Source organism: Pseudarthrobacter sp. NPDC058119, assembly GCF_042884655.1.
Lineage (GTDB): Bacteria > Actinomycetota > Actinomycetes > Actinomycetales > Micrococcaceae > Arthrobacter.
Genome location: NZ_JBHVTN010000002.1, coordinates 184887 through 198357, shown reverse-complemented (window position 1 = coordinate 198357; position 13471 = coordinate 184887). Strand labels below are relative to the sequence as shown.

General features: G+C 66.1%; 14 protein-coding genes. 6 read left to right on the top strand and 8 right to left on the bottom strand.

The window, feature by feature from the left end:
• Window positions 1-11 precede the first annotated feature (11 nt).
• The gene (locus tag ACFVTD_RS05940) at window positions 12-935 is read right to left on the bottom strand and encodes a DMT family transporter (protein ID WP_387559513.1); all 924 of its coding nucleotides are present in this window, start codon (window positions 933-935) and stop codon (window positions 12-14) included.
• Here ACFVTD_RS05940 and ACFVTD_RS05935 point away from each other — a divergent pair.
• From ACFVTD_RS05935 to ACFVTD_RS05920, 4 genes are all read left to right on the top strand, one after another.
• Window positions 934-2346, top strand: a complete 1413-nt coding sequence (locus tag ACFVTD_RS05935; protein ID WP_387559510.1) for a PLP-dependent aminotransferase family protein — start codon at window positions 934-936, stop codon at window positions 2344-2346. The two genes, ACFVTD_RS05940 and ACFVTD_RS05935, sit on opposite strands and share 2 nt — an antisense overlap.
• A 129-nt stretch (window positions 2347-2475) precedes the next feature.
• The gene (locus tag ACFVTD_RS05930; protein WP_387559507.1) at window positions 2476-3495 is read left to right on the top strand and encodes a DUF6454 family protein; all 1020 of its coding nucleotides are present in this window, start codon (window positions 2476-2478) and stop codon (window positions 3493-3495) included.
• A 61-nt stretch (window positions 3496-3556) separates the two neighbouring features.
• A complete protein-coding gene (locus ACFVTD_RS05925) occupies window positions 3557-5251 on the top strand; it encodes a phospholipase C (RefSeq protein ID WP_387559504.1) in 1695 nt (564 codons plus the stop codon).
• Between the two features lie 188 nt (window positions 5252-5439).
• Window positions 5440-5913: a hypothetical protein gene (locus ACFVTD_RS05920; RefSeq protein WP_387559501.1), complete on the top strand. Its 474-nt coding sequence runs from the start codon at window positions 5440-5442 to the stop codon at window positions 5911-5913.
• Between the two features lie 12 nt (window positions 5914-5925).
• On the opposite strand, the gene ACFVTD_RS05915 is transcribed toward ACFVTD_RS05920, so the two are convergent.
• Window positions 5926-6789 (bottom strand): SDR family NAD(P)-dependent oxidoreductase, encoded by an 864-nt coding sequence (locus ACFVTD_RS05915; RefSeq protein ID WP_387559498.1) that lies wholly within the window; start codon window positions 6787-6789, stop codon window positions 5926-5928.
• A gap of 211 nt (window positions 6790-7000) precedes the next feature.
• Between ACFVTD_RS05915 and ACFVTD_RS05910 the strand changes: the two genes are divergently transcribed.
• Complete coding sequence (locus tag ACFVTD_RS05910) at window positions 7001-8407, top strand: gluconate:H+ symporter (RefSeq protein ID WP_387559495.1); 1407 nt, start codon at window positions 7001-7003, stop codon at window positions 8405-8407.
• Window positions 8407-9018 (top strand): gluconokinase, encoded by a 612-nt coding sequence (locus ACFVTD_RS05905; RefSeq protein WP_387559492.1) that lies wholly within the window; start codon window positions 8407-8409, stop codon window positions 9016-9018. The genes ACFVTD_RS05910 and ACFVTD_RS05905 overlap by 1 nt, the downstream gene beginning before the upstream one ends.
• 78 nt (window positions 9019-9096) lie before the next feature.
• Here ACFVTD_RS05905 and ACFVTD_RS05900 read toward each other — a convergent pair whose 3' ends face one another.
• The 6 genes from ACFVTD_RS05900 to ACFVTD_RS05875 all read right to left on the bottom strand — a co-directional run bounded on the left by ACFVTD_RS05900 (window position 9097) and on the right by ACFVTD_RS05875 (window position 13391).
• The gene (locus ACFVTD_RS05900) at window positions 9097-10050 is read right to left on the bottom strand and encodes a plastocyanin/azurin family copper-binding protein (RefSeq protein WP_387559490.1); all 954 of its coding nucleotides are present in this window, start codon (window positions 10048-10050) and stop codon (window positions 9097-9099) included.
• Between the two features lie 408 nt (window positions 10051-10458).
• On the bottom strand, window positions 10459-10662 hold the full coding sequence (locus tag ACFVTD_RS05895; protein ID WP_015936345.1) for a cold-shock protein: 204 nt from the start codon (window positions 10660-10662) through the stop codon (window positions 10459-10461).
• 201 nt (window positions 10663-10863) lie between these two features.
• Window positions 10864-11211, bottom strand: a complete 348-nt coding sequence (locus tag ACFVTD_RS05890; protein ID WP_387559487.1) for a PRC-barrel domain-containing protein — start codon at window positions 11209-11211, stop codon at window positions 10864-10866.
• Entirely contained in the window at window positions 11198-11608 is a 411-nt protein-coding gene (locus ACFVTD_RS05885; protein ID WP_387559484.1) for a hypothetical protein, read from the bottom strand. The genes ACFVTD_RS05890 and ACFVTD_RS05885 overlap by 14 nt, the downstream gene beginning before the upstream one ends.
• Window positions 11605-12831, bottom strand: coding sequence for an Nramp family divalent metal transporter (locus ACFVTD_RS05880; protein WP_387559481.1), 1227 nt, complete (start codon window positions 12829-12831; stop codon window positions 11605-11607). Before ACFVTD_RS05880 ends, ACFVTD_RS05885 begins: the two co-directional genes overlap by 4 nt.
• Window positions 12828-13391: a hypothetical protein gene (locus ACFVTD_RS05875; protein ID WP_387559478.1), complete on the bottom strand. Its 564-nt coding sequence runs from the start codon at window positions 13389-13391 to the stop codon at window positions 12828-12830. The genes ACFVTD_RS05880 and ACFVTD_RS05875 overlap by 4 nt, the downstream gene beginning before the upstream one ends.
• Between the last annotated feature and the right edge of the window lie 80 nt (window positions 13392-13471).

Sequence of the window (13471 nt, the reverse complement as noted above, 5' to 3'; positions counted from 1 at the left end):
TCCTTTCGGGGTCAGGTGGTCTTGGTCCGGGAGCGGACCGCAGCGCCGGCGCACAGGATGACGGCAAGGGCGCCGATGGCGGTGGTCCACGTCAGTGCCTCGCCGAGCAGGAGCGCGGCCCAGCAGATACTCAGGACGGGCTGGAGCAGCTGGACCTGGCTCACCTGCGCCATGGGCCCGATGGCCAGTCCCCGGTACCAGGCGAAAAAACCCAGGAACATGCTCACCACGGCCAGGTAGCCGAAGGCGCCCCACTGGACGGGGGTGGCCGACGGCGGCTGGTCCAGGAGGGAAACAACGGCCAGGACCAGCATGGCCGGCGCGGCGAGGACCAGCGCCCACGCAATGGTCTGCCAGGGGCCAAGTTCGCGGGCCAGGAGGCCGCCTTCCGAATATCCGATGGCGGCGCAGGCCACGGCGCCGAGCAGCAGCAGGTCCGCCCAGTGCAGGTGGCCGATCCCGCCCGACTGCAGGACGGCGAAGGCAACCGCCACCAACGAACCGAGTGCGGTCACGGCCCAGAAGGGCGCCGGCGGCCTCTCCCCCGTCCTGAGCACCGCGGCAGTGGCCGTGGCGGCGGGCAGGAGCGCAATCACCACGCCACCGTGCCCGGCCGGCAAGGCGGTGAGTGCATAGGACGTCAGCAGCGGAAAACCGGCGACGACGCCGCCGGCCACGAGCGCGAGGCGCAGCCAGGTGCGTGGGCGCGGCAGCCGCTGCCGGGTGATCACGAGTGCTGCGGCGGCAAGGACGGCGGCCACCACTGCGCGGCCGGACCCGATGAACAACGGCGGCAGGCCGACGACGGCCACCTTGGTGAAGGGGACCGTGAAGGAGAAGGCCGCGACACCCGCCAGGCCCCACCTGATCCCGGAGGCCGTCCGGGGCAGTATCACTGGGCTCAACATTACAGTAGCGCTACTATGTTCTTTCATGAATAACGATAGCAGTTCGCGGATCGTGGCGGCACTCCGGACGTGGGTCGCGGGAGCGGCGCCGGGATCCAGGCTGCCCTCCACCCGGCAACTGGTGGCCGAGTACCAGGCGAGCCCGGTGACGGTCCAGAAAGCCCTGCAGGCGCTGGCGTCGCAGGGCCTGATCGACAGCCGGCCCGGGGTCGGGACGTTTGTCCGTGCCGTCCGCACCGCACGCCCGTCGGACTACGGCTGGCAGACCGCTGCGCTGCGGTCGCCCGCATCTCCGCTGCCGCCGTCGTCGGGCACCATGCGGAACGTCCCCGCCGACGCCATCTGGTTCCACTCCGGCTACCCGGACCGGGAGCTGTTGCCGGAGCGGCTGGTCCGGTCCGCGCTGGCCCGGGCCGCCCGCGGCGACGCAGCCCTGTCCCGGCCGCCTGCCGCCGGCATGCCCGAACTGCAGCAGTGGTTCGCCCAGGAGCTCGGTGCGGCAACTCCCGCGGGGACCACGCCACCAACCCCCAGTGACGTAATCGTGTTGCCGGGCAGCCAGAGCGGACTCAGCTCCATCTTCCGGGCACTGGTGGCCGCCGGGCAGCCGATGCTCATCGAATCCCCGTCCTATTGGGGCGCCATCCTGGCCGCTGCCCAGACCGGGGTGCGGCTGGTCCCGGTCCCCACCGGGCCGGACGGGCCGGACCCTGCCGACGTTGACCGAGCCTTCGCGGAAACCGGTGCGCGGGCGTTCTACGTGCAGCCCAACTACGCCAACCCCACAGGCGCGCAGTGGGCGCCGGACCGTGGCGACGAGATCCTTGCCGTTGCCCGCCGGCATGGGGCGTTCCTGGTGGAGGACGACTGGGCCCACGACTTCGGCATCACTTCAAACCCCCTTCCGCTGGCCACCCGCGATGATTCCGGCCACGTGGTCTACATCAGGTCCTTGACCAAGAGTGTGTCCACGGCCATCCGCATCGCCGCCGTAATCGTGCGCGGGCCCGCGCGCGAACGCATCCTGGGTCACCGCGCCGCCGAGTCCATGTATGTCAGCGGACTCCTGCAGGCAGCGGCACTGGACGTGGTGACGCAACCAGGATGGCAGACCCACCTGCGGAGCCTCCGCCAGCAACTGCAGTCCCGCCGCGACCTGCTGGCCACCAGCATCCGGGAGCATGTCCCGCAGGCCCACATCGACAACCTCCCCAAGGGTGGGCTGAACCTGTGGGTGCGCCTGCCGGACACCACCGACCTCCCCAGGCTGGCGCACGACTGCGAGGATGCCGGTGTGGTCATCGCCGCCGGCACCGAGTGGTTTCCGGCAGAGCCCGCCGGAGCGTTCATCCGCCTCAACTACTCCGGCCCGAATCCCGGAGCCTATCCCGAAGGCGCGCGGATCATCGGCGAGGCCCTGACCCGGAACAGCCGCTAATAACCGGTCCTGTGCGCCAATCGGTCAGCCTGGCGCCGGGAGTCGTTCACCGGGCCGCCATTCCCGGTTCACTACCCATTAGTAGCTTGAGAGCTCCTGTTGAGACCCCAACCTTAAGAGGCCCCCTCCATGAGCTCCACACCAAACCGGCCCGCCCTGACCCTGGCCGCATCGCTGATCGTTGCCGCCTGCGCGGCCGCCGGCGCTGCCGCAGCGCAGGCCAACGTCCCGGAGCAGGGCACCAGCCCCGCCGTGGGAACCCACCATGAAACCACTACGGAACTGGCCAACGCGTTCGACGCCGTCAACCGCAACACCGCCTGGCAGCAAACGTCCAAGCTGAAACTGAACTTCCCGACGTACCACACCGAGGGAATCGCCTACAGCCAGGACCACATCTTCCTTTCGGCCGTCCAGATCCTGGAACCTACCGCCAAGTACCCCGCTCCGCAGGGCGGCTACGACCGCACGCCCGGCAAGGGCATCGGCCACCTGTTCGTCATGGACAAGGCCGGCAACCTGCAAAAGGACATCACCCTGGGCGAGGGCGACATGTACCACCCCGGCGGCATCGACTTTGACGGCACCAACGTCTGGGTTCCAGTGGCCCAGTACCGGCCGGACAGCAGCGCCATCATCTACAAGGTCGATGCGCAGACCCTGGACGTGCACAAGCAGTTCGAAGTCAAGGACCACTTCGGCGGCATTGTCCTGGACAAGCAGACCGGGCACCTGGTGGGCAACACCTGGGGTTCCCGGCGGTTTGCCGAATGGGACCTCCAGGGCAAGGAACTCGCCACCTGGGAGAACCCGAACTATTTCATTGATTACCAGGACTGCCAGTACGTGCCCAATGCCAAGATGCTCTGCGGCGGAGTGACCAACCTCCCACAGGCCCCCTCCGCCGGCGGTACGGCAGCCACCTATGAACTTGGCGGCATGGCGATGATCGACCTCAAATCCCACGAGGTCACCCGCGAGGTCCCGTTCCAGCAATGGTCCACCGCCGGGCACGTGGCCACCCGCAACCCCTTCAAAATGACCGCCGACGGAAACCACCTCACCATGACGGTGGCCCCGGACAACGGAGAAGAAGGCAACGGCACGGAAATCCTCACCTACGAAGCCGACGTCACCCCGGCGAAATAGCCCCCCAAAAAAACCACCGCTCCCCGCGGTGCCCACCCCATCTGAAACGATTGGAAACCCCATGCCTTCCCTGGCACCCCTCACCCGCAAAAGAGTTGCCACCGCCACCGGCGCGGCAGCACTCGCCGCTTCGGCCCTGACGGCCGGACTCGTCGGCTTCAGCGCCGCACCCGCGACCGCCGTCACGGCCCAGGGCAACACTGCCACGCCGATCAAGCACGTTGTGGTCCTCTTCCAGGAAAACGTGTCCTTTGACCACTACTTCGCCACCTACCCCAAGGCGGCCAACACCCCGGGTGAAACGCAGCAGGGTACCGGTACTGCCGCTGCTGCCTTCCAGGCGTCCGAGGATACTCCGAAGGACATCGACACCCTCGCTACCGCGGGGTTGCTGGCACCGAACAACCCCAACTCGGTCCAGCCCGCGCGCCTGTCTCCGATGCAGGCCGTCACCTGCGACCAGGACCATGAGTACACCGCCGAGCAGAAGGCCTACAACGGCGGCCTGATGGATAAGTTCGTAGAGTTCACCAGCAAGGACGCATGCGCCCCGAACCAATACGGGCGCCCAGGCTTGACAATGGACTATTACGACGGCAACTCGGTCACCGGGATCTGGAACTACGCCCAGAACTACGCCATGAGCGACAAGCACTTCAGCACCGTCTTCGGGCCCTCGACCCCTGGCGCGTTGAACCTCGTCTCCGGCCAGACCCATGGTGTCACGGAATTCACCGCCGCCGGGCAGCCCGTGAAGCCCACCGCCAGCGACTACACCGTCCGCGTCCCCGATGCCAACGGCGTCGGCACCATGATCAACGACCCGGACCCGGTCTATGACGACTGCTCCAACAACAGCCATGCCAAATCCAACAACCTGGCCGGAATGACCGGCAAGAACATCGGCGACCTGCTCAACGACCAAGGTGTGTCCTGGGGTTGGTTCCAGGGCGGTTTCACCCCCACCACCGCGGCAACGGCCACCACCCCGGCTGCCTGCAAGAGCACCCACAACAACGTGGCCGGAGTCTCCAGCACGGATTACAACCCGCACCACCAGCCCTTCCAGTACTACGCCAGCACCGCCAATCCGCACCACCTGGCCCCGGCGAACGATGCGGAAATCGGCCACGATGGCCAGGCAAACCACCAGTACGATCTGACCGATTTCAATAAGGTGGTCAACAGCGACAATATGCCCGCCGTGTCCTTCCTGAAAGCCTCCAACTACCAGGACGGCCACGCCTCCTACTCCGACCCGGTCGATGAACAGAACTTCATTACCAAGACCGTCAACGAGATCCAGCAGTCCAAGAACTGGGAGGACACCGCCGTTGTCCTCGCCTACGACGATTCTGACGGCTGGTACGACCACGCCGCCGCCAAGGTGAAGAACGCCTCCAACAGCCCCGACGACGCCGCCTGGTGCCAGAACGCCGCCGCAGCCGGTGTTCCGGTGGCCGGCGGCTACGCCGACCGTTGCGGCCCCGGCCCCCGCCAGCCGCTGGTGGTCATCTCCCCCTTCGCGAAGAAGAACTTCGTGGACCACACCGAAACCGACCAGGCCTCAATCCTGAAGTTCATTGAGGACAACTGGCACACCGGCCAAATCGGCGACGCCTCGGCCGATATGACCGCCGGGTCCATGAATGCCATGTTCAACTTCCACCACGAACGCAACGACAAGGTCCTGCTCAACGAGCAGACCGGCGCCGTCGCCTCGATCACCCACAACGGGCACCCGGCGGGGCAGTAACCCCACCCTCCGCACAGCAATAACGGCAGGAGCGCTGCCCGGCACGAGCCGGGCAGCGCTTTTTCCGTGAATGGCTCAAGATTTGCGCTTAATCCGTTCTCCGCCAGTACGCGAAGCTACGCTGGCCGTGCCATCCGCATCCAGCACACGCAATTGGGGGACGCATGCCTGCCAGCCGAGACTTTCCCGTGCCCGTTCGCGCGAACCGCAGGGACATGCCGCCCGCCGCGGCAGGACCCGGGCAGGCGATCCTGCGCGCGTGTGCCGCGGCCGCCGTCGTACTCCTGCTGGCCGGCTGCTCAACCCGGGCTTCACTGTCCGTTGCTGCCGCCCCCGCCAGTGAATCAGCCACGGCCAAAGCCGCTGCGGAGGCTGCTGCCCGGCAAGCCGCCGAAGTGAAGGCAGCCCAGGATGCGGCCGCTGCAAAGGCGGCGGCGGAGGCAGCCGCCAAGGCCGCCGCGCCGCCCGCGGCACAGCCGGTGCCGGGGACGAATCCGGGTTGCGACCCGAACTATTCAGGCTGCGTGCCGATCGCCTCCGACGTGGACTGCGCGGGCGGGAGCGGCAACGGGCCGGCGTACGTGCGCGGGCCCGTCCGGGTTATTGGCCGCGATATCTACGGCCTGGACGCGGACCACGACGGCGTGGGCTGCGAACGGTAGGACCGCGGCGGCTCAGGCGGAGACCTTGACCAGTTCTTCGCTCTTCTCCCAGAGGCCGCGCGCCAGTTCGGCGTCGTAGGCCTGGGCGTTGGCTTTGGCCAGGGCGCGCTTGGCGTAGTAGGCGCCCGAGATCCAGTCCGTTCCTGCGGTGCCGTTGATGAGCCAGAGCATGGTGTCGGCCCCCTGGTCCGGGCTCAACATGAAGCGGTTCAGCAACGTTGTGTAGGCGTGCCGCCACGGGCTTCCGGACTCCGCGGCGAAGTTGGTGCGGACCACGCCCGGGTGGAATGCCGCCGTCGTGATTCCCTGGTCATGGAAGCGGCGGTGCAACTCGGAGGTGAACAGGATATTGGCCAGCTTGCCCGTGCCGTAGGCGCGGTTGGTACTGTACCCGGACTCGGCGTTGAGGTCGAATAGGTCCAATTTGCCGAAGTTGTTGGCGGCGCTGGACGTGTTGATCACCTTGGCGTCGTTGGCAGTGAGCGTGTCCATCAGCAGGGTGGTGAGCAGGAACGGCGCCAGGTGGTTGACCTGGAACGTCGTCTCGTTGCCGTCCACGGTGAGCGTCCGCTTGCCCATGATCCCGCCGGCGTTGTTTGCCAGGACATCGATGCGGGGGTACTTCCCCTTGATTTTCTCCGCGAGGTCCCGCACCTGTGACAGCTGGGCGAAATCGGCCACGTAGTAGTCGGCGCCGATGCCGCCGGCCAGGGCACGGGTCTTGTCAGCGGAACGGCCCACCACAACCACCCGCTCCCCCGCCTTGGCCAGGGTGCGCGCGGCTGCGGCTCCGATGCCGTCGCTGGCGCCGGTAATCACGATGGTGCGTGTAGCAGTCACGGGGTGTCCTTTGGTTGGCAGGCGGTGCGCCGGCATGGCACGCCATGGGGGATAACGACGGCGGGACGGCAGGTGTTCCCGGACAGTGGCCTTCCGGCGCCCGCGCTCCGGCGTCCCGGTCCACTTGGAGGGCAAGCCCAGGGGAAGAGCAAATGTCCTACTTATTCACTTTTGAGGTGTCATACGTCATACTTATTGCGGCAGCCACCAGTTTCGTTGGCCGCCTACCCCATATCGAGGAAGCAACATGCAATCCCTTCTCCTTCCCGCCGCCACAGAGCCGTGGAACGGACACGACACCCAACTGGTCGTCGTCGCCGCCATCGGCATTGCGCTGATCGTATTCCTGATCGTCAAACTCAAGCTCCATCCTTTCCTGTCGCTGGTCCTCGGATCCGCGTTCGTCGGCCTCGCCTCCGGGGTTGAACTGGGGAAGGTCATCAGCAACTTCGAGGACGGCGTGGGGGGCACGCTGAAAGAAGTTGGCCTGCTGATCGCGCTCGGTGCCATGCTGGGCAAACTATTGGCAGACTCCGGCGGTGCCAACCGCGTCGTGGACACTTTGCTCGGCAAAGTCTCCCCGAAGGTCCTCCCCTGGGCCATGGCCCTGGTGGCCGTCATCATCGGTTTGCCGATGTTCTTCGAAATCGGCCTGGTGCTGCTGCTGCCCGTCATCGTCCTGGTGGCCCAGCGGTCGGGCCGGAAACTGATGCGCGTAGCCATCCCGGCCCTCGCCGGCCTCTCCGTCCTGCACGGCTTGGTCCCCCCGCACCCCGGTCCCCTCGTGGCCATTTCCAGCCTGAACGCCCCGCTGGGCATCACCCTGGCCCTCGGCCTGCTGATCGCCATTCCCACGGTCATCATCTGCGGCCCGCTGTTCGCCATCTACGCAGCGCGCTGGGTTCCCGTGGATGCCCCGAAGGTAGCAGGCGGCATCGATACCGAGCACACCCAGGCCGATCCCGACGCCAAACGCCAGCCCACGTTCCTCGTCACCTTGCTGACCATCGTCTTCCCAGTGGTGCTGATGCTCCTCAAGGCCGTGGTGGACATCGTCGACCCCAACGCCAAGAACCCGAGCGCGGCCCGCGTCTTCTTTGACTTCATCGGTGAACCGCTGGTTGCCATGACGCTGGCGGTCCTGCTGGCCCTGGTGACGTTCGGCTACGCCGTCGGCTTCACCGGCACCAAAATTGGAGCCAAGATTGGTGCGTCCGTTGGGCCGATCGCAGCCGTGATCCTGATCGTGGGCGCGGGTGGAGGCTTCAAGCAGACCCTCATCGGAGCCGGAGTGGGCGATGCGGTGGCCAAATGGGCCACCGGTGCCAACATCTCCGTCCTGGTCCTGGGCTTCCTCATCGCGGTCGCCATCCGGCTCGCAACCGGATCGGCCACCGTGGCAACGGTGACGGCGGCAGGGATCGTGGCGCCGCTGGCGGCGAGCCTCTCCCCCGGGCACGCAGGCCTGCTGGTCCTCGCCGTGGGTGCCGGTTCCCTGTTCCTCTCCCACGTGAACGATGCCGGCTTCTGGCTGGTCAAGGAACTCTTCGGCCTGTCCGTTGGCCAGACCTTCAAGACCTGGTCCGTCATGGAAACCCTTATCTCCGTGGTCGGGTTCGCCCTGGTCATGGTCCTGTCCGTGGTGATCCCTTGATGGACGCCAGCCAGACGCCCGAATCCGTCCAGCAGCCGGTCCTGGTCATCATGGGCGTGTCCGGCTCCGGAAAGTCCACGGTGGCAGGGATCCTTGCCGGCCAGCTCGGCTGGGACCTGGAGGAAGGTGACGACCTGCACCCGGCCGAAAACGTGGAAAAGATGGCGTCCGGCATTCCCCTGACCGACGAGGACCGCTGGCCATGGCTGGACACCATTGCCTCCTGGATCATCGAGCACACGATGGCGGGAATCCCCGGGATCATCACCTGCTCAGCGCTGAAGAAGATCTACCGGGACCGGCTCCGTGAAAAGAACGTCGTCTTCGTGCACCTGTCAGGTTCCAAGGAACAGATCGGCCGCCGGCTGACCGCGCGGATGGACCACTACATGCCCCCGTCCCTGCTGGATTCACAGATCGCCACCCTGGAGCCGCCGGGACCGGATGAGAACACCATCGTGGTGGACGTGGGGCGGACCCCTGCTGAGGAGGCTGCGGAAGTGGTCAGGCGGCTGGGTCTTTCTCCGGCTTCCGGTTCATCCGCGCTGGGGCACCCTCACCCGGGCAGGTCGTCCGCCGGCGGCCAGCCCGGGAACGCTGCCGGCGCGTAGGCCTGCCGGCCCGGCAGGCGGCAACGCCACCGTGCCCGGCCGGGGCAAACGCTCCCGCCGGGCACGGAACCTGGTTAATTAATCGACGACTTTCACCTTGCCCACCATGCCCATGTAGTCATGGAGTGCGCAGATGTACTTGAAGGTTCCGGTCGCTTTGAACGTCACTTCGAATGTCCCCTTCGGAGGGATAATTCCCGAGCTGAGGTCACCGCCCGAGAAATCCGTCGGGTCGCCGGACGGAGCGAAAATGTTCGCCGGCTCGTTACCGAAGGTGACCGTGTGTGGAGCACCCATTCCGTCATTGACGAAATTCACCTTTTCACCAACATGCACCGTCACGGTTGGCTGGACGAAACGCATGACCATCGCCACGCCGTCGTCACCGCCCGCCATGACCTGGTGGTTGTTTGCTTGTTCGGCCAGCGACTCGTCGAGCTGCTGCCCATCGCGGATGATGGACCGTGCCTGGTCCCGTGACTGCCTGTTGTAGTCACCCTGGCTGTAGGGATAATCGGTGCCACGGTCGCGCACGTGGACGGTTCCCTTCATCATCTTGCCGTGGACCAGGCAGTAGTAGGTGAAATTACCCTCATGCGGGAACGTCAGGCTGTAGTTCCGCGCAGTGGTAAAGCCCGGAACATCCACGTTGGCCATGATCCCCGAGTTGTAATAAGACTGCCCGTCGTAGCTGCTCCCACCGACCGGTCCCAGCTCATTTGGATCGAATGGATTGAAGTCCGTCAGCGGCTGGCCCTCCGCCAGGAAGGTCACCGTGTGGATCTCCGCAGCGTTTGCGTGCCACATGATGGTGTCCCGCTCGTTGATGAAGATCTCCGAGGGAAGGAACGCCATCCCTTGGATTTCCTGGTCGTGGGACTCGGAACCGACCTGCACGTGCCAGGTCCGGTGCCCCCAGTCACCGGCCGCGGCCGGGCCGGCAAACCCCAGTGAAGCGAGCAGTGCAACAGCAAAGGCCACAATGAACGCGAGTTTGTTGGATCTTGGAGTGATTCCCCGAATGTGCTTCATAGCGATGCTTTCTGAAACGGCAATCGGCCCCAGGGCCGGTATGCTGCAGCCGATTCAACGCAAGGCATGACGGGCCGAACCGGCCACTGTTTTTAGGAGTGAAGATGCCGGCTGCCATTGCCGGGGAGCGCGGGCAGCCAGTGCCGGCCGAACATCCGTGCCGGACATGCACCACCCCAACTGGTGCCGCGCTTATTGGAATTTTTTTGCCGCCGCCGGCGGCGTGGAAAGGCACGCTGCAGACGTACGCACCTAATAGATTGCTCCTTCAACTGAACTTTGTCGAGACACCAAAATTCGGCCGGAGGAACGCCGTTCCGGCAACTGCCTGGTTAACGAAAAAGCAGGGCCTGCCAAAGAAACGGCAAGCCCTGCTTGGAAACCTAACGGTCCCGGATCCCTAGGAAATTAGAGAGCCTGGATGTTGGTGGCCTGGGGACCCTTGGGGCCCTGCTCGGTGTCGAAGGAAACCTTCTGGTTCTCTTCGAGGGAGCGGAAGCCGGAGGAGTTGATCGCGGAGTAGTGCGCGAAAACGTCCTGCGAGGAGTCGTCCGGGGAGATGAAGCCGAAGCCCTTTTCAGCGTTAAACCATTTGACGGTACCAGTAGCCATTATTTTGTCCTTCGTGAAGGTGGAGGGAGTGTCCCGACTTTCGGGCCCTCCGGCGTGGGGTGTTCAAAAACCGCTACTTCAGAAGAACGCGGACTTTCGACCGCGCGTACTGCCTGAACTACCAACTGCATAAACACAACAACGGGTTCAACACTACAGGAGATTTGACGCTCACCTAATTGCATGCCTGCCGGGCCCTGATCATGCCTCCGCCGCATCCTGCAGGGCCGTGCTGTAGCGGGTGAACCCGGGGCGGAGCCGGACTGAGCCTGCGCCCACCACCGCGATGTCTTCCCACAGCACCAGGAACGAGCCGCGGTGCCGCCACCGGAGCATCCGCGCCAACAGCCAGGGGCGGGTAAGTCCGTTCCGTTCATAGCCCAGGAAGGATGCCGCGCTGTGCGGGCTGACGACCAGGCCCAGCAGCCGCGGCTCGGCCATCAGCTGGTGCGCAGTGCCGTCCAGCGCGAACCGGACGTCGGCCACACGGCCCAGCCACCCGCCGTCGGCGTCAAGGACGGTGGTGCCCAGCAGGTCACCGAGGATCATGGCTGCCTCCCGGGATGCGCGCAATGATTTTGTCGCGAACCCACCGTTCCACCCAGGCTGCGTCCAGCGACTCCCCGCTGACGCCCAGCCGAACCACCACGCCCACCTCCGCCACGTCCTTCCACGGGATCCGGATCAGCCGGGACGACGGCGGCCTGCCGCCGAAAATGCGCGTCCCCAGGACCGGCCCGGTCAGCAGCGCAGTGAGGACAGGCGCCGCTGTCCCGGGCTCAATCGCCTGATCCACGGCTGTGCCGGCCAGCTCGAGGTCGTCGACAGTGGTGACCGGAACGCCGTCGTGGTCCAAAACCTGCCGGTCCAGCAGGTGCAGCTGCGCGTCCAGGATCCGCCCGGCCACTTTCGGGGCGGGGCGCAGCGGGCCAGGCTGGGCGCTCATGCGCCTGCTCCTGTCACGATCATGAGGGGGATGGCAGCCATGGAGGCCACCACGATGATCACCAGGTAGACCATGCCCAGCACGTTGACCAGCGGCCCGTTTACGTGCTCGCGCATGTACTGCGGATCGTTGGCCACGATGAGGATGGGCAGGTAGGTCAGCGGCAGTGCGATCGCGGAGAACACCACCGAGTACTCGGTGACCAGCACGGGGTCCACGCCGGTGGCCAGTACCGCGATGCCCACCAGCAGGCACACGATCATGGACAGGTGGAAGCGGGCTGCCTGCGCGGGGCGGCGGAACTTGCCCCAGGACCAGCCGAAGAACTGTGCCAGGGTGTAGCCGCTGGAGAGCGTGGTTTCCAGGGCTGCGCCGAAAGTCGCCGCCACGATCCCCACCAGGACCAGCGCCAGGCCGATCTTCCCCGCGCCCTCGGCCACGGGCAGGATCACCTGGGACAGCGACGTCACCGAAATGCCGGCGGGCAGCAGGACGACGGCGGCGCACGCGGCGATGGACACGGACAACAGGCCGCCCAGCGGGAATCCGACCAGGACGTTGATCCGCTCCTGGAGCAGGTCTTTCACCGTCCACCCCTCCTCGACAGCGCCGGAGGAGAAGAAGAACACCTCGTACGGGGTCATCGCGGCGCCGAACAGGGCGATGGCGTAGTAGCTGTAGGTCCACACCGTTTCCTGGTCCGGCACCGCGGGAGTGAGCTGCCCGGCCAGCGAGCCCCAGTCCGGCTTGAGAAGGAAGAGTGCCACTGCAAAGATGACCAAGGTCAGCCCCATCAGGCCCGTCACGTTCTCCATGATGGAGAACCGGACGCGCCACACCACCAGCCACACCGCCAGCGCCGCCACCGGAATCCAGAACAGGTAGTAGACGCTGCTGGCCAGCTGCAGCGCCAGGGCGACGCCGCCGATCTCCGCCGTCACGGTCATCAGGTTGATCAGGAAGGACGCCGCCAGGTTGGCCAGCCCGGCCCGGGCGCCGAGCCGCTCGCGGATCACTTCAAAGGTGGCCCGGCCGGACGCTGCAGCCACCCGGCCGGACATGTTGGCGAAGAGGCAGATCCCCAGCACGCCAACCGCCACCACCCACACCAGCGACAGGCCGAAGCGGGAGCCGACGACGGCGTTGGTCACCAGGTCGCCGATGTCCACGAACCCGCCAATGGCGGTGAGGATCCCGAGCGCGACGCCGAGAAGCCGTTTCACTTGTCCCCCACCTTGTTTTCGAGCTGCTTCAGGACGTCCTGCGCGTCGGCGAGCGCTTTGTCACCGTCCGCGAGGGAGGGGGTGCCGCCGTCGGTCGCTGCCAACGCGGCGCGCACCGTGGCTAAGCCGGCTGCGCACTGGTCCAGCACGTCCAGTGCCTGCTTCTGGGTGTCCCGGTCCTCCGCGGTGGCCGGGGACAGCTTCAGGACGGTGCTTCGGCTGGACTGGAGTTCCTTTAGCTCGTCATCAAGCGTGGTGGAGGTGGCGGCACGGGTCAGCTTGCCATCCATGTCCTGGCGGAGGGCGATCCGGGCGGTGGCGACGGCGGAGGAGCTGTCCTTGACGGCGGTGGACACCGTCTGGCTGGTGCCGCCACTGCACCCGGTGAGGAGGGCCACGCCCAGGACGGCGGGCGCGGCGAGGGCCAGCGCACCCAGGTACGTCCGGCCCGGCCGCGTGATGCGTCCGTCCGGCCCCGGAGCCGGAGTTGCCAGCACCGTTGCCTCCAACCTTCCGGGAAAGCCCGGGTCCTCGGAATCCGCCCTTCGCGTGGCAGCCACAATTAGTTGCCTATGGTCAGGTATAGCACCGGTCCGGGAAGTTTGACCTGTTCAAAGCAGGATTTGTTGCCGGGCCGGGT